Origin of the sequence: Microbacterium sp., from assembly GCF_035277845.1 — a bacterium.
Taxonomy (GTDB): domain Bacteria; phylum Actinomycetota; class Actinomycetes; order Actinomycetales; family Microbacteriaceae; genus Microbacterium.
In genome coordinates, this window is record NZ_DATEJS010000235.1 from 1 (window position 1) to 16,300 (window position 16,300).

General features: G+C 69.1%; 14 protein-coding genes. 1 reads left to right on the forward strand and 13 read right to left on the reverse strand.

Translation table 11 applies throughout. The features are described from left to right. Nucleotides 1-398 precede the first annotated feature (398 nt). The 3 genes from VJR25_RS10280 to VJR25_RS10290 all read right to left on the reverse strand — a co-directional run bounded on the left by VJR25_RS10280 (nt 399) and on the right by VJR25_RS10290 (nt 4,570). Nucleotides 399-1,811 carry an aldehyde dehydrogenase family protein gene (locus tag VJR25_RS10280; protein WP_324114879.1) on the reverse strand — a complete coding sequence of 471 codons (1,413 nt, stop codon included), beginning with the start codon at nt 1,809-1,811 and terminating at the stop codon, nt 399-401. Nucleotides 1,812-1,949: 138 nt separating this feature from the next. Beyond that, a complete protein-coding gene (locus VJR25_RS10285; RefSeq protein WP_324114880.1) occupies nt 1,950-2,906 on the reverse strand; it encodes a helix-turn-helix domain-containing protein in 957 nt (318 codons plus the stop codon). Between the two features lie 164 nt (nt 2,907-3,070). After that, on the reverse strand, nt 3,071-4,570 hold the full coding sequence (locus VJR25_RS10290) for an APC family permease (RefSeq protein WP_324114881.1): 1,500 nt from the start codon (nt 4,568-4,570) through the stop codon (nt 3,071-3,073). 208 nt (nt 4,571-4,778) lie between these two features. On the opposite strand from VJR25_RS10290, the gene VJR25_RS10295 reads away from it, so the two are divergent. Then, entirely contained in the window at nt 4,779-6,758 is a 1,980-nt protein-coding gene (locus VJR25_RS10295; RefSeq protein WP_324114882.1) for a primary-amine oxidase, read from the forward strand. A gap of 128 nt (nt 6,759-6,886) precedes the next feature. Here VJR25_RS10295 and paaE read toward each other — a convergent pair whose 3' ends face one another. The 10 genes from paaE to VJR25_RS10345 all read right to left on the reverse strand — a co-directional run. Continuing rightward, a complete protein-coding gene (gene paaE / locus VJR25_RS10300; protein WP_324114891.1) occupies nt 6,887-8,008 on the reverse strand; it encodes a 1,2-phenylacetyl-CoA epoxidase subunit PaaE in 1,122 nt (373 codons plus the stop codon). 77 nt (nt 8,009-8,085) lie between these two features. Beyond that, the gene (paaD, locus tag VJR25_RS10305; RefSeq protein ID WP_324114883.1) at nt 8,086-8,580 is read right to left on the reverse strand and encodes a 1,2-phenylacetyl-CoA epoxidase subunit PaaD; all 495 of its coding nucleotides are present in this window, start codon (nt 8,578-8,580) and stop codon (nt 8,086-8,088) included. Further along, entirely contained in the window at nt 8,574-9,392 is an 819-nt protein-coding gene (paaC, locus tag VJR25_RS10310) for a 1,2-phenylacetyl-CoA epoxidase subunit PaaC (protein ID WP_324114884.1), read from the reverse strand. Before paaC ends, paaD begins: the two co-directional genes overlap by 7 nt. Before the next feature lie 8 nt (nt 9,393-9,400). After that, complete coding sequence (gene paaB / locus VJR25_RS10315) at nt 9,401-9,706, reverse strand: 1,2-phenylacetyl-CoA epoxidase subunit PaaB (RefSeq protein WP_324114892.1); 306 nt, start codon at nt 9,704-9,706, stop codon at nt 9,401-9,403. Continuing rightward, nucleotides 9,706-10,668 (reverse strand): 1,2-phenylacetyl-CoA epoxidase subunit PaaA, encoded by a 963-nt coding sequence (gene paaA / locus VJR25_RS10320; protein WP_324114885.1) that lies wholly within the window; start codon nt 10,666-10,668, stop codon nt 9,706-9,708. The genes paaB and paaA overlap by 1 nt, the downstream gene beginning before the upstream one ends. 71 nt (nt 10,669-10,739) lie before the next feature. Continuing rightward, the gene (paaK, locus tag VJR25_RS10325; protein WP_414683766.1) at nt 10,740-12,044 is read right to left on the reverse strand and encodes a phenylacetate--CoA ligase PaaK; all 1,305 of its coding nucleotides are present in this window, start codon (nt 12,042-12,044) and stop codon (nt 10,740-10,742) included. Between the two features lie 57 nt (nt 12,045-12,101). Continuing rightward, nucleotides 12,102-14,162, reverse strand: coding sequence for a phenylacetic acid degradation bifunctional protein PaaZ (gene paaZ, locus VJR25_RS10330; protein ID WP_324114887.1), 2,061 nt, complete (start codon nt 14,160-14,162; stop codon nt 12,102-12,104). After that, the gene (locus VJR25_RS10335) at nt 14,159-15,031 is read right to left on the reverse strand and encodes a 3-hydroxyacyl-CoA dehydrogenase family protein (protein WP_324114888.1); all 873 of its coding nucleotides are present in this window, start codon (nt 15,029-15,031) and stop codon (nt 14,159-14,161) included. Before VJR25_RS10335 ends, paaZ begins: the two co-directional genes overlap by 4 nt. Further along, nucleotides 15,028-15,765, reverse strand: a complete 738-nt coding sequence (locus tag VJR25_RS10340) for an enoyl-CoA hydratase/isomerase family protein (RefSeq protein WP_324114889.1) — start codon at nt 15,763-15,765, stop codon at nt 15,028-15,030. The genes VJR25_RS10335 and VJR25_RS10340 overlap by 4 nt, the downstream gene beginning before the upstream one ends. Continuing rightward, nucleotides 15,758-16,300 (reverse strand): thiolase family protein (locus VJR25_RS10345; protein WP_324114890.1); only part of this gene is annotated, 543 nt, incomplete at its 5' end. The genes VJR25_RS10345 and VJR25_RS10340, both read right to left, overlap by 8 nt.

The window sequence follows — 16,300 nt, forward strand, 5'->3', positions numbered from 1 at the left end:
AGGGTTCAAATCCCTCCGTCTCCGCCATGTAAATCCCTGGTCAGCGTATTTTTCTAAAACGCCGTGGGGAAGAATCGGGAAGATCCGCCCGACTTTCGCGCACTCTGGCCGTGGCGTTCTGTTCGGCCAGGGCTGTCACGCTCCGGCAGTGTGCTTCGTCTCGGCGGCAAGGATGATGCATCCTGCATTCGGGTTCGTCGAGGCGGAGGGCGCCATTCCCTCGGTCTCCGAGAATCCCGGTTGGCGCGCAGTCGGACCGGTTCACGCTTTGCACCCGAGCACACTAGTTGGTGAGCGTTGTTGCTTGAGAGAGTCACGCACGTCCTCCCTTCACCCGCGGAGGATGCCCGGACAGCAGGATGCCGGGACCGCCCTGGAGCGGCCCCGGCATCCTGTGGTCAGCGGGAGATGACCTTCGGGTTCGAGACAGCCTTGAGTCCGGCCGCGCCGAACTCCTGTCCGTAACCGGACTGCTTCACGCCGCCGAACGGAACGGCGGGGTTGATGGCGCCGTGGTTGTTGATCCACACCGTGCCGGACTGGATGCGGGTGGCGACCTCGGCGGCCGCATCCGCGTCGTCGGCCCAGACCGAGGCGCCGAGGCCTTGCGACGAGGCGTTGGCGCGACGGACGGCGTCGTCCACGTCGGAGTAGCGGATCACCGGGATGACCGGGCCGAACTGCTCCTCGTCGACGAGCGGGGTGCCGTCCTCGATGTCGGCGACGACCGTCGTGCGGTAGAAGAGCGGGCCGAGCTCGGGGGCCGCCTCGCCGCCGGTGACGATGCGGGCGCCGCGTGTGCGCGCGTCGTCGACGAGGCCCTTGACGATGTCGAACTGCTTCTCGTTCTGCAGTGGGCCGAGCAGGTTGTTCTCGTCGAGGCCATTGCCCATCGGCATCTGCTGCGCCATACCGGCGAGGGTGTCGACGACCTCGTCGTAGACCGAGTCGTGCACGTACAGGCGCTTGAGGGCGGCGCAGGTCTGGCCGGCGTTGAGGAACACGCCCCAGAACAGGTTCTCGGCGATGTTCGAGACGGTCGTGCCGGGCAGGATGATGCCGGCGTCGTTGCCGCCGAGCTCGAGGGTCAGGCGGGCGAGGTTGTTCGCCGAGGACTCCACGATCTTGCGGCCGGTCGCGGTGGAACCGGTGAACATGATCTTGTCGAAGCCGGGGTGCCCGGCGATCGCGGCGCCGACCTCGCGGTCGCCCGAGATCGCGGTGAGCACGCCTTCGGGCAGGTGGCGGTTCCAGATCTCGACGAGGGCGAGCACGCTCAGCGGGGTGTATTCGCTGGGCTTGACGACGACCGTGTTGCCCATCCGCAGCGACGGAGCCATCTGCCAGACGGTGATCATCATCGGCCAGTTCCACGGGCCGATGGCACCGACGACGCCCAGGGCGTCGTAGTGCACCTCGGCGCGGGACGCCCCGGCCTCGAACACGACCTCGGGCTCGAGCACCGTGTCGGCGGCGTTGCGGGTCCAGACGGCGCAGGCGCCGACCTCGAAGCGGGCGTTCGGGCCGTTCAGCGGCTTGCCCTGCTCACGGGAGAGGATCTGGGCGAGCTCCTCGGCGTTCGCCTCGATGTCGTCCGCGATCTCGTTGAGGATCCGCGAGCGCTCGGCGTGGCCGAGGGCGTTCCACGAGGGCTGAGCGGCCCGTGCTGCGGCGATGGCGGCATCCAGATCCGCAAGCGTGTGGACCGGAGCGTATCCGATGGTCTCGCGAGTCGCGGCGTCGGGGATCGGCCGCCCTTCGCTCTCGGAGACGGTGATGGCGTCCAGAATCGACGTCATAGTGCTGGGCATGTGTTCCTCCGGTGGTCTGCGGGACGGCGGTGTCCCGTCGAAGAAAACGCTACGAGTCCTGGCCCGGACAGCGGAACAGTCACGGGCCAGGCGTGCGCGCGGCGCATGGCTGCGTGCGCCTGCGGCACACCCGACGACTCATGCAGCGCGAGCGCCGGCGCGGAAGTCGCTCGGCGTCGTGCCGAACTCGCTCCGGAAGGCGCGAGAGAACCCGGCGGCATCCACAAATCCGCACGAGACCCCGACGGATGCGACGCTCCGCCCCAGCAGGGTCGGGTTCGCGAGGTCGCGCCGCGCCTGCTCCAGGCGGCGATGGCGGATCCAGCCGCTGACCGTCTCGCCGTGTTCCTCAAAGAGCTTCTGCAGGTACCGCACCGACACGTGGTGCGCGGCGGCGATCGCCGTCACGGTGAGCGACGGGTCGCCGATCCTGGTCGAGATGTACGCCTCGATCCGCATGAGGAGCGCACGGCGGCGGGATGCCTCGTCGTCGGTGTGCGCGCCGATCCGGTCGGCGAGCGTCGCGGTGAGCAGGTCGAATACCGAGTCGGACAACGGCAGTCCGCCGGCGAGTGGCTCGGACTCGAGCTGACGGCTCATCGCGCCGAGGAACGCCGAGGTCACCGCGCCGAGTCCTCGGCGCCCCGAGAACCGGGATGCCGTGACTGTCGCGAGCGTGCCGCGGTCGATGCGCAGCAGGTCGATCGGGAACATCACGACGAACATGGCGAACGTGTCGTCGAAGTCGAGGCGATACGGGCGGGTCGTGTCGTAGAGGGCGAAGTCGCCCGGGGCCAGGGCGGCATCCCTGTCGTCCTGCGAGATCACGCTGTAGCCGCGCAGCTGCAGCCCGAGCTTGATGTGTCCGGGGTCGCTCTGGGCGATGAGCGCCGGCGACCGCCGCACGCCGACCGCGCCGCCCTGCACCGTGCTGATCTCGGCACGCCCGAGGGACTGCGACACCAGGCGTCCTTCGAACCCCGACACGCCGTCGCGATCCTTCGGCTCGGCCACGAGGGGCACGAAGTTCTCGGCGACCGCGCTCGACCACTGGTCGAACCGCTCGTCAGGGGCCGTCATGGTGGTGTCCAGCACGGATCTGCCGTCTTCTGCGGGGACGATCAGGGCGGGTGCGCCCGCGGATCCGGTTGACGAAGCACTGCTCATCACAGGCTGCACTCCTTCGTGACAGGTGATCCCTCAATACTGACCGATCGGTCTGCAATTGGCAACACCCGCCGGATCCGCGGGCTGGACCGCTACCGGTCGACCTCGTCTCCGCCGCCGTGCCCGATCCCCGCATACACGGACGGGCGCGCCCTCTTCAGCCACGCGGCCCAGATGAGACCCGCGATGCCCGGGATCACGACGATGCACGGCAGCAGCCAGTTCAGCACGTTGCCCTGGTCGAGCCCCACGAGCACCGAGAAGTTGAGGATGATCACGATGGTGAGCACGGACAGTGACACTGCGGCGGTCCCGGGTGCGATCCAGCGGGTCCAGAGGCTCCGGCCGTCGGGATGCCGGCGCAGGTATCCGATGGCGGCGACGCTGGTGAGTGCCATGAGCGCGACGAGTCCGAGGGCGCCCATGTTCGTCAGCCACGTGAACAGCGTCACGACGGGGAACATCACCGGATCCGCGGCCCCGGCCCCGGCGACCGCGAACACCACGAGCACTGCCAGCGCGAGCGCCGACTGGGTGAGGGATGCCGCGACCGGAGCGTGCCCGCGGCCGCGGCTGATCGACAGGTACGAGGGCAGTGCGCGCTCGCGCGACAGCGAGCGGAAGTAGCGCGCCACGACATTGTGGAACGAGACGAGCGCTGCGAGCAGCGACGTCACGAACAGGAACTGGGCCATGTCGACCATCGCCTTCGGAAGCGTCGCAGCGAGCATCCCGAACACCACGCCGGGACCCTCGGTCTGCGACAGCTTCACGACCTGCGACGGACCCGCGCCCATGACCATCGCCCAGGCGGAGAACGCGTAGAACGCGGCGATGACGCCGACCGCGCCGTAGGTGGCCCGGCGCACGGTCGTCGCCGGGTTCTTCACCTCGTCGACGTAGATCGCGCCGGACTCGAAGCCCATGAACGCAGCGACCGAGAATGCGAGGATCGCGCCGGCGCTCGGACCGAAGAGATCCTGGAACCGCAAGCCCGCGAACGAGATGCCTTCCGGTGCCGTGTGCAGCGCTAGCACGTCGTAGACGATGACGACCAGGAATTCGAGTGACACGAGGACCGCGAGCACCTTGGCCGACAGATCCACCGCGTTCACGCCGAGGAGCCCCACGATGAGCCAGCCGACGAGGGCCGTGATCCACCACGGCACCGACGCGCCGAACAGGGAGTGGATGAGGTCGGATGCCGCGTAGCCGAACATCCCGTAGATGCCGATCTGCATCGTGTTGTAGGCGATGAGGGCGAGCCACGCGGAACCCACGCCGGGCACGCGTCCGAGGCCGCGCGCCACGTACGAGTAGAACGCACCCGCCGTGCTCACCTTGGTCGACAGGGCCGCGTAGCCGACGGCGAACAGGGCCAGCACGATGCCGAGCACCACGAAACTGAGCGGGACGCCGATCTGACCGCTCACGGCGAAGTTGGCCGTGACGCCGCCGGCGACCACAGTGAGCGGCGCAGAGGCTGCGACGATCATCATGATCAGCGAGAAGACGCCGATGCGCCGGGGCGGATGGGGAGCGTCGGTCACGGGGCGCTGCACCGACATCGTCGTCGTTGCGGAAGGGAGCATTGAAGCCTCCGAATTCTGTGGGAAGGGTTCTTTCAGGATGGTCGCGTTCCGTCCGAAGCCGGAGGCCCCATGCGCACGGGGCTGTGCCGGATGCGCACGATCGTCCGACTCCTCCCGCACAGCGCGGTGGAGCGCTTACTCTCGATGCACAGCCATCAGAATTCCGGCGTCTTTCTGCGCGCCGGCCGAACTCGCAGCGGAGTTTGCAATGTCACAGAGCAGCGTCGACGTCGACGTCACGACCACCTCGGCCCCCGGCCATCACACCCTCGCCGGACCCGACGAGATCGCCCGGGTGCGATCGCTCCTCGCGGATGCCGGGCACTTCGGCGACAGCGTGCGCCTTGCGTACATCGGCCTCATCGACCCGCTGTTCGGTGCCGACGCGCAGACCCCGGTCGACCGCCGCTTCCGCGTGTACCTCCTCGACACCGCGGAGCACGTCTCGCGCGACGCGGTCGTATCCGTCACCCGCGGCGAGGTCGAGCGCATCGACGTGCTCGACACCGGTGCGACCGGAGAGCTTCCGGTCATGGAGGAGGACTTCGGGGTCGTCGAGGAGCTCCTGTCGACGGATGCCGACTGGCTCGCCGCACTCGAGCGGCGCGGCCTGGATGTGGCATCCGTGCGCGTCGCCCCCCTTTCGGCCGGCGTCTACGCCGACGAGTACCCGGAGGAGCGCGGGCGGCGGATGCTTCGCGGCCTCGCGTTCGTGCAGGAGTCCGAGACGGACTCCGCCTGGGCGCACCCGGTCGAAGGTCTGCTCGCCTACGTCGACATCTCGAACCGCACCGTCGAGCAGGTGCTCGACTTCGGCGTCTCGCCGATTCCCGCAGAGCACGGCAACTACACCGACCCCGAGCTGACGGGCCCGATCCGCGACACCCAGCGCCCCATCGTCATCACACAGCCGGAGGGACCGTCGTTCACGGTCACCGAGGGCAACCACGTGGAGTGGGAGCGGTGGAGCCTCGACGTCGGCTTCGACATGCGCGACGGGCTCGTGCTGCACAACCTCTCGTTCGACGATATCGATCCCACACGTCCCGAGGACGTCCGCCGCCGCCGTGTGCTCAACCGGGCCTCGATCGCCGAGATGGTGGTGCCCTACGGTGACCCGAGCCCGGTGCGCAGCTGGCAGAACTACTTCGACACCGGCGAGTACCTGATCGGTCAGTGCGCGAATTCGCTCGAGCTCGGCTGCGACTGCCTGGGGGAGATCCACTACATCTCGCCGACCATCGCGGACAACCTCGGCAACCCCCGCACGATCGTGAACGGCATCTGCCTGCACGAGGAGGATGCCTCCATCCTCTCCAAGCACACAGACCTGTGGAGCGGGATCGCCTACACGCGGCGCAACCGGCGCCTGGTGATCTCGATCTTCACCACGGTGGGCAACTACGACTACGGGTTCTACTGGTACCTGTACCTCGACGGCACGATCGAGTTCGAGGCGAAGGCGACCGGCATCGTGTTCACCTCCGGCTACCTGAACCCGGATTTCGCCTCCCACCTCGCCCCGGGACTCGGAGCCCCGTTCCACCAGCACCTGTTCGCCGCACGGTTGGATTTCGCTCTGGACGGCGGCCCGACCCGCGTCGAGGAGGAGGACGCCGTTCGCCTGCCCATCGGACCGCAGAATCCGCGGGGGAATGCGTTCACGCGCCGACGCACGGTCATCGCCTCCGAGAAGGATGCCGCCCGTGACGCGGACGCGTCCGTGGGCCGCACCTGGGTGGTCTCGAACCCGCAGTCAGCGAATCGGATGGGCGACCCGGTCGCCTACAAGCTGCACCCGGCGGGGACGCCGACGCTGCTCGCGGACGAGGGCTCCTCGATCGCGAAGCGCGCCACGGTCATGCGCCACAATCTCTGGGTGACCCGGTTCGACGAGTCGCAGAAGTACCCGACGGGCGACTTCGCGAACCAGAACCCCGGCGCGGGCGGGATCGCCGAGTGGATCGAGGCGGACCGGGCCCTCGACGGAGAGTCGAGCGTCGTGTGGCACAGCTTCGGCCTCACGCACTTCCCGCGGCCCGAGGATTGGCCGCTGATGCCGGTCGACGTCATCGGCTTCAAGCTGCGTCCGGAGGGGTTCTTCGACCGTTCGCCGGTGCTCGACGTGCCTGAGCCGGCGAAGGCGCACGGGTGCCACGGCGGGGCCGACTGCCACTGCGAGCACTGACCCCGGCATCCGACCCCGGATCCCGTTCAGCACGAAGGCGCCGGTTCAGCACGCTCCTCGAGGAACGTGCTGAACCGGCGCCTTTCGCCTGAATCAGAATGCCGCCGGCTCGCCGAGGCGGCCGGTCGTTACGCGTCGTAGTCGACGACGACGCGCTGGCTCGTCGGGTGCGACTGGCAGGTGAGCACATACCCGCGCTCGATCTCGTCGGGTTCGAGCGCGTAGTTCTCGGTCATGTTGACCGCGCCGTCGACGACGCGTGCGCGGCAGGTGCCGCAGACGCCTCCGGCGCAAGCGAACGGGACGTCAGGGCGCACCCGGAGAGCCGCGGTGAGGATCGACTCGTGGGCGACGAGCGGGCTCTGCACTGTCGAAGACTGCCCGTCGAGGGTGAAGTCGAGCGCGTAGACGGCGTCGCCCTCGCGCACCTCGATGCGCTCGAGCGGGGGCGGTTCGGAGCGGTCGCGGTCGCCCGTCGTGAACAGCTCGTACCGGACGTGCGAGCGGTCGACGCCGAGGTCTTCGAGCGTGTCGCGGCACAGCTGCACGAGATCCATCGGCCCGCACAGAAACCACTCTTCCACGGTCTCGGGGAGCACGAGCTCGTCGAGGATGCAACGCAGCCGCTCCTCGTCGAGCCGTCCGGAGAGCAGAGGTGCTGCGCGCTGCTCGCGCGAGAGCACGTGATGCAGCGCGAGCCGCGACGGGTACTTGTCTTTGAGGTCGGCGAGTTCCTCGATGAACATGACGTCGGTCGTCGCCCTGTTCGTGTAGACGAGGGTGACTCGCGAGGTCTCCGACCGGGTGAGCACGGTGGCAGCGAGGGCCATCAGCGGTGTGATCCCTGAGCCGGCCGCGATGCCGGCGATGTGCACGCCGTCAAGCTCCGAGAGGTTGGATGTGAAGGTGCCCTGGGGGCTCATCACGTCGATCTCATCGCCGGCGTGCAGCTCCGTCTGCGCCCAGGTCGAGAATCGGCCGCCAGAGTCCCGTTTGATGGCGACGCTGACCGACCCGCGGGTCGGCGGCCGGCACAGCGAGTACGAGCGCCGCAGCTCGAACCCGTCGACGTCGGCGCGCAGCGCGACATGCTGCCCGGGGAGGAAGTCGTACTCATCGGCGATCTGGTCGGGCACCGCGAAGGTGACCTCGACGGAGGCATCGGTGAGCGGGCGAACCTCGGTGACGCGCAGCGTGTGGAAGCGTGCGCGGCGTCGGGAACCCGATGCCCCCCCGACAGAGGCCGACATGAGCGCCTCGGCGACATGCTCGGCGTCGGGCAGGGCGGTGGTGGGTTGCGCGTGGCGCAGGGCTGCGAGTTCGGGCATCAGTGCACCTTGAAGTGGTCGAACGGCTCGAGGCAGGAGCGGCACTCGTAGAGCGCCTTGCAAGAGGTGGACCCGAAGCGGGACACCTCACGGGTGGCGAGCGACCCGCATTGCGGGCACTTCACGCCGAGCGTCACCTTGATCGGCCCCGACACGCGTGCCTGGCCGGTGGGTGGTGCGATGCCGTATTCGACCAGCTTCTGCTTGCCGGAATCCGTCATCCAATCGGTCGTCCAGGCGGGGGAGAGCGTCAGCCGGACGTCGACCTCGACGAAGCCCGCGTTCGCCAGCGCCAGCACGAGGTCGTCGCGGATCGTGTCCATGGCCGGGCACCCGGAATAGGTCGGCGTGATTGTGACGACGACCCGGTCGCCGTCGGCCCGCACTTCGCGCAGCACGCCGAGGTCGGCGATGGTCAGGACCGGGACCTCCGGGTCGAGCACGGATGCCGCGACCTCCCACGCGCGGGCGTCGGCGGCGGCGCGGGTCACCATGTCGCACCGGGGTGCTGCCGAGCGAGCACCTGCATCTCGGCGAGGATGTACCCGAGCGTCGGGAAGTGCCGACCGTGACGGCCGCCGCCGGAGGCGATGAAGCCGCGCGGCTCGGCGAGTTCCGCCTCGCCCAGCACGGCGGCGAGGACGGTGTCGAACGCGGGTCGCAGCGTCGACGGCCGCACCGCGATGCCCTCGAGCCGGTCGAGGAGCTCCTCGTCGCGGAACAGCTCGTCGATGTACGGCCACACGTCGCCCAGGGCGCGGATGATGCGCGCGCGCGATTCCTCGGTGCCGCCGGCGAGACGAAGGGTCCACTGCACGGCGTGGTCGCGGTGGTAGTCGACCTCCTTGAGCGCCTTCTCCGCGACGGCGGCGAGAGTGGGATCGGTCGACGCGCGCAGCGCGTCGTACAGCTCGAACTGGTAGGCGGATGCCACCAACTGCCGTGCGATGGTGTGCGCGAAATCGCCGTTCGGCTGCTCGAACAGCCAGGCGCTCCGGAACTGCGGCTCGTCACGCCAGTAGGCGAGGTCGTCCTCGGTGCGGCCGTCGGCCGTGCCGGCGTAGCGCAGCAGCGACCGTGCATGGCCGAGCAGGTCGAGGGCGATGTTGCCGAGAGCCATGTCCTCCTCGAGCTCGGGGGACCGGGCCAGCCACGCTCCCAGCTGCTGCGCGAGGATCAACGCGTCGTCGCCGAGCCAGAGGGAGTACTCGGCGACCTCGGGCGATGCGATCGCCGTGACGTCGCCCGCGAGCTCGGCCTCCAGATGGATCTGGTCGACGGTGACGTGGACATCTTCGTCGTGCATGATCTCGCTCACAGGTGCGGCACCCCCTCGGATGCGGTGTAGTACGTGGCGTGCCGGTAGTTCTTGCCCGCCGGGCTCTCGAAGAAGGCGCCCTTGACGCCCGGGTCACTCGTCGTCACGGTGTCGGCGGGGACGACCCAGATCGACACGCCTTCGTTGCGGCGCGTGTAGAGGTCTCGTGCGTTGCGCAGTGCGAACTCTGAATCGGGCGCGTGCAGTGAGCCGACGTGTACGTGGCTGAGACCGCGACTCGCCCGCACGAAGACCTCCCACAGGGGCCAGGTCTCGCGGGAGTCTGCTCCGGGGCTTGTCATCATGCCACCGCCTTCTCGGTCTGGAGGGCTTGCTTGCGGGCGTACTCGGCGGCGGCCTCGCGCACCCAGGCGCCGTCCTCGTGGGCATCTCGGCGGTTCTGGAGGCGCACCGCGTTCATCGGCCCGCGGCCGGCGAGCACCTCCTGGAACTCCGTCCAGTCGATCTCGGTCGTGATCCACCGCTGCCCGTCTTCGTCCCGCCGCAGCTCCGGGTCGGGAAGCGTCACCCCGAGAATCTCCGCCTGCGGCACCAGCATCCCGATGAAGCGCTGGCGCAGGTCGTCGTTCGAGAACCGCTTGATCTTCCACGCCATCGACTGCGCCGAGTTCGGCGACTCGTCGTCCGGCGGGCCGAACATCATGAGGCTCGGCCAGTACCAGCGGTTGACCGCATCCTGCGCCATCTCCCGTTGAGCATCCGTCCCCTGCATGAGCTCGAGGAGGATCTCGAACCCCTGCCTCTGATGGAACGACTCCTCCTTGCAGATGCGCACCATCGCGCGGCCGTACGGTCCGTACGACGCGCGGCACAGCGGCACCTGGTTGCAGATCGCGGCGCCGTCGACCAGCCAGCCGATCGCCCCCATGTCGGCCCACGTCGGCGTCGGGTAGTTGAAGATCGACGAATAGCGGGCCCGGCCGGCGATGAGCTGCTCGGTCATCTCGTCGCGCGTGATCCCGAGAGTCTGGGCGGCGGAGTAGAGGTAGAGGCCGTGGCCGGCCTCGTCCTGCACCTTCGCCATGAGGATCGCCTTGCGCTTGAGGCTCGGCGCGCGCGTGATCCAGTTGCCCTCGGGCTGCATCCCGATGATCTCGGAATGCGCGTGCTGCGAGATCTGCCGGATCAGCGTGCGCCGGTAGGCCTCCGGCATCCAATCCCGCGGCTCGATCCGCTGATCGGCCTCGATCAGCGCGTCGAACGTCGCTTCGTGGTCGACCACGGTGTCCTCCAGGTGCGTCATCCTCGACTCCTTAATAACAGAACGATCGGTCAGTAAAGTGTATCCGGCAGTGGCTGCGTGTGCCAAGCCGGTCAGCGGAGGTCGTAGAGGCGCTTGTACTTGCCTTCACTGCGCGGCAGCGTGTCCGGCTCCTCGAGCTTCACATCGACCGTCGTGCCGATCAGGACCTTGATGCGCTTCTGCAGCACGATGGCGGCGGCTTCGCCGGTCTCACGGTCGATGGACGGGTGTCGCTCGATGCGCACGGTCAGCGCGTCCATGCGGCCCTGTTTGGTCAGTTCGAGGATGAAGTGCGGGGTCAGCGTCTCGATGCCGAGGGCGAGCTCCTCGATCTGAGTCGGGAACAGGTTGACTCCACGCAGGATGATCATGTCGTCGTTGCGGCCGGTGATCTTCTCCATGCGGCGCATCGCCGGGAACGCGGTGCCGGGCAGGAGACGGGTGAGGTCGCGCGTGCGGTAGCGGATGACGGGGAACGCCTGCTTCGTGAGTGACGTGAAGACGAGTTCGCCGAGTTCGCCGTCCGCGACGGGCCGTCCCGTCTCGGAGTCGATCGTCTCGGGGAGGAAGTGGTCCTCCCAGATGTGCGGGCCGTCCTTGGTCGCGACGGCCTCCATGGCGACGCCCGGGCCCATGACCTCGCTGAGGCCGTAGATGTCGACCGCGTCCAGACCCAGTCGCCGTTCGATTTCGGCGCGCATCTCGTTGGTCCACGGCTCGGCTCCGAGGATCGCGACCTTCAGCGATGTGGCGCGCGGATCGATCCCCGCCGCCTCCAGGGCATCGGCGATCGTGAGGAGGTAGCTCGGCGTGCACATGATGGCGTCGGGCTCGAAGTCGCCGATGAGCTGTACCTGGCGCGCGGTCTGCCCGCCGGACATCGGGATGACGGTCGCGCCGAGCTTCTCGATCCCCGCATGCGCACCGAGCCCCCCGGTGAACAGGCCGTACCCGTACGCGTTGTGCACCTTCATACCCGGGCGGACCCCGGCCGCGGCGAGCGACCGGGCGACGAGAGTCGCCCAGTTGTCGAGGTCGGTATCCGTGTAGCCGACGACGGTCGGGCGCCCGGTGGTGCCCGAGGAGGCGTGGATGCGGCGCACCTCCTCCATCGGGACCGCGAACATGCCGAACGGGTAGGTCTGGCGCAGATCCTCCTTCGTCGTGAACGGCAGTTTCGCGACTTCCGACAGGGTATGGATGTCGTCAGGCCCGACCCCCGCCGTATCCAGCTTCGCCCGGTAGTACGGAACGTTCTCGTACGCGTGGCGCACGGTCCACTGCAGGCGCTCGAGCTGCAGTGCCTCGAGCTCGTCGCGGCTCAGAGCGAGACTCTGATCGCCGGTGATGTCGGCTGGTCGCGTCGTCATTGACATGGTGTCTCCAGGGGTCTTCGGTCGGTGGGTTCTATGCGGAGGGGCGCCGGATGGCGGTCATGCGATCAGGGCCGCTTCCTTGGCGACGAGCGTCAGCACGTCGTAGGTGGCGACGATCTCGTCGTTCTGGTTGGTGATCACCGCGTCCCAGCGGACCTCGCCGTACTCGTCGGTCTCGCGGGGCGTGATCTGCTTCGCGGTGAGTACCACGCGGATCGCGTCGCCGGGCGAGACCGGGGTGATGAACCGCAGGTTCTCCAGACCGTAGTTGGCCAGCACGGGACCCGGATCGGGGTCGACGAACAGCCCGGCCGCCCAGGAGACGAGCAGGTATCCGTGCGCGACCCGGCCGGGGAAGAACGGGTTGGCTGCCGCGGCCTCTTCATTGGTGTGCGCGTAGAACGTGTCGCCGGTGAAGTTCGCGAACAGCTCGATGTCGTCGAGGGTGACCACGCGTGCGCCGGAGCCGTACTGGTCGCCGATCGCGAGCTCCGCGATCGACTTGCGGAACGGGTGGCGGTCGCTTCGCGTGCCGGCACCGGGATGCCAGACGCCGGTGAGTGCGGTGAGCATCGTGGGCGATCCCTGCACTGCGGTGCGCTGCATGTGGTGCAGGACGGCGCGGATGCCGCCGAGCTCCTCGCCGCCGCCGGCGCGGCCGGGGCCGCCATGCACGAGATGAGGGACAGGGGAGCCATGGCCTGTGGAGGTGCGTGCATCGTCGCGATCCAGCAGCAGCACGCGACCGTTGTAGGCGGCGATGCCCGACATGAGCGCCGTGGCGACGGCGGGGTCGTGGGTGGCGACGCTCGTGACGAGCGATCCGCCGCCGCGCGCGACGAGGTCGGCGGCCTCAGCGAGGTCGGCGTACTCGAGCACGCTCGTGACCGGGCCGAACGCCTCCACTTCGTGCGCGGCGGGAGCGGTGACATCGGCGAAGCCGACCACGATCGGCGCGATGAAGGCGCCGTCGACTGCGGGGCCGACGGAACCGTCCGCGCGGACCACATCCGGTGCCGAGGTCGAGCCGAGGAGCAGCTCGCCGCCCCCGCCGATGAGAGTGTCGACCTGGCGCAGCACCTCGTCGCGCTGATCCGTCGAGACGAGCGGGCCCATGGTGACGCCTGCTGCGCGCGGGTCGCCGACGACGACACGTTCCTCGATCTTCGCACGGAGGGCACCCACCACGTCCGCGGTGCGCCCCTGCGGCACGATCGCGCGGCGGATCGCGGTGCACTTCTGCCCGGCCTTGGTGGTGAGCTCAACGAGCAGCTGCTTGATGTAGGCGTCGAACTCCGGGGTGCCGGGGACGGCATCCGGGCCGAGGACGGACGCGTTGATCGAGTCGGTCTCGCTGGTGAACCGCACCCCGTCGGCCGCTTGCGCGCGCAGCCGCTCCGCGGTGGAGGCGCTCCCGGTGAACCCGACGAGGTCACCGAGAGCAAGGCGGTCGAACAGCCCGGGGATGCTTCCCGACACGAGCTGCAGCGAACCTGCGGGCAGGAGTCCCGATTCGACGAGGATGCGCACCCACGCCTCCGCGACGAACGCGGTCGGCGTCGCGGGCTTCACGACCGACGGGACACCCGCGAGGAATGCGGGGGCGAACTTCTCCAGTGCGCCCCACATCGGGAAGTTGAACGCGTTGATCTGCACCGCGACACCAGGAAGGCGAGTGAACACGTGCCGGCCGAGGAACGAACCGTCCTTCGACAGGGGCTCTGCGGGTCCGTCCAGGTACACACGGGCGTTGGGCAGCTCGCGGCGCCCCTTCGAGGAGTAGGTGAACAGCACGCCGATGCCGCCGTCGATGTCGCTCAGCGAGTCGCGCCGGGTGGAGCCTGCCCGCTCCGACAGCGCGTACAGCTCCTCCTTGCGCTCGTTGAGCGTCGTCGCGAACTTCTTCAGCAGCACCGCGCGCTGATGGAACGTCAACTCGCCGAGGCTCCGCTGGCCCACGGTGCGGGCGTATTCGAGCGTGGCGGTGAGGTGGATCCCGCGGGTGCTCACATGGGTGACGGGCTCACCGGTCGACGGGTCGCGCACGACGACCGCGTCGGCATCCGTCTCGGGCGTCCACCAGGCATCCTGCAAGTAGCTGGGGAGGATGTTCGTCATCGCGTGCTCCATTCGTAGAATCCCTGTCCGGTCTTGCGTCCGAGACGCCCCTCGGCAACCATGCGGCGCAGCAGTTCGGGCGGTGCGAACCGGTCGCCGTACGCGGTCTGCAGCTCTTCGGCGATGCCGAGACGGACGTCGAGTCCCACGACGTCGGTCGTTCGCAGCGGGCCCATCGGATGCCGGTAGCCGAGCTCCATCGCGGCGTCGATGTCCGCCGCGTCGGCGACGCCCTCCTCGAGCATCCGGATCGCCTCGAGGCCAAGCGCGACCCCGAGCCGGCTCGACGCGAACCCGGGCGCATCCTGCACCACGATCGCGGTCTTGCCGAGCGCGGCGATCCAGCTGCGCGCCCGGGTGATGACTTCGGCGTCGGTCTGCCTCCCGCGGACGATCTCGACGAGCTTCGAGGAGGGCACCGGGTTGAAGAAGTGCAGACCGAGGAACTGCTCCGGGCGCTCCAGCGTCTCGGCGAGGTCGTCGATCGAGATCGACGAGGTGTTGGATGCCAACACCGCGTCGGCAGGCACGGCCTGCTCCGCGCGGGCGAGTGCCTCGAGCTTCAGGCCGCGGTCCTCCGGGACGGCTTCGATGACCATCGTGGCCGCGCCGAACGCGTCGGCATCGACGGCGGTGACGAACGATAGATCGAGCTCGCCGCGGGGTCGCGGGAGGGCGCCACGCTCGGCTGTGCGGTCGAGGCTCTCGGCCACGCGGGCGTGCGCCGCGGCGGCCGCCTCGCTGTCGCGCTCGACGATGGTCACGTCGGAGCCTGCGAGCAGGAACGCGTGCGCGATGCCGGCGCCCATGCGCCCGCCGCCCAGCACCCCCACTCGGGCGGGAGCGGCCGTGGTGTCGTGCTCGGTCATCGGTTCTTCCTCTCGAGGAACTCGGTCATGCGGCGGTGCTTCTCGGGGCTTTCGAACAGCTCGGCCTGGAGTGCGAGGTCGATCGCCGGGTGCGCGTCGATCGGGGCGCGCCACGCGGTCTTGGTGTGCCGAATGGCGAGCCGGTCTTGGCGGGCGATGCGGTCCGCGAGGGTCTGGGCGGCAACCATCAGCTCATCGGGCTCGTGAACCGCGGAGAGAAGACCCCAGGCGAGGGCCTCGTCTCCCGTGAGGATGCGCCCGGTGAACAACAGCTCGGCACTGCGAGCGTCGCCGACGAGGCGCGGCAGACGCCAGGTGGCGCCGGCCGCGGGGAGGATCCCGAGACCCGGTTCGGGATTGCCGATCCGCGCCGCCGGGGTGCCGATGCGCAGGTCGGCGGCGTATGCGAGCTCCGCGCCGCCGCCGAGGGCATACCCGTCGATCGCGGCGATGACCGGCATCGGCAGCGCGGAGATCCGCTCGAAGACGAGAGTGTTGATACCGCGCCGAGCGTCATCCGCGCGGCGCTCGCGCAGCTGCCGGATGTCGGCCCCCGACGCGAACACCCCGCCCGAGCCAGTCAGGATCAGGACGCGCGGATCGGCCTCCAGCCGCGCGCACAGAGCGTGCAGCGCATCCACCAGTTCCTGGTCGATCGCGTTCCGCGTCTCCGGACGGTCGAGGACTGCGACCACGCGGTCAGAGTTCTCTTCGACGCGCAGGGACTCAGCCATCGATCCGCTCCACGATGATCGCGGTTCCCTGACCGACGCCCACGCACATGGTGGCCAGGCCGTACCTGGCGCCCTCGCGCTCCATCCGACCGAGCAGCGTCACGAGAAGCCGACTGCCACTCGACCCCAGCGGATGCCCAAGCGCGATCGCGCCGCCGTCGACGTTCACCACCGCCGGATCGAGGCCGAGCCGGCGGATGCAGGCGAGCGACTGGGATGCGAAGGCCTCGTTGAGCTCGACGGCGCCGATGTCGCCGATGTCGAGTCCGGACTTCGCGAGCGCCTTGCGCGTCGCCGGGACAGGCCCCAGGCCCATGACCTCCGGGGCGAGAGCGGCGGATGCGGATGCGACGATCCGTGCCCGCGGCCGCATCCCGTGCCGCTGGACAGCATCCCCGGACGCCACGACGATGGCCGATGCGCCGTCGTTCAGCGAGCTCGAGTTTCCGGCCGTGACGACGGAGCCGCCGGCAACGACAGGGCGAAGGCCGGCGAGCACGTCGAGCGACGTGTCGCGGCGCGGGCCCTCATCGAC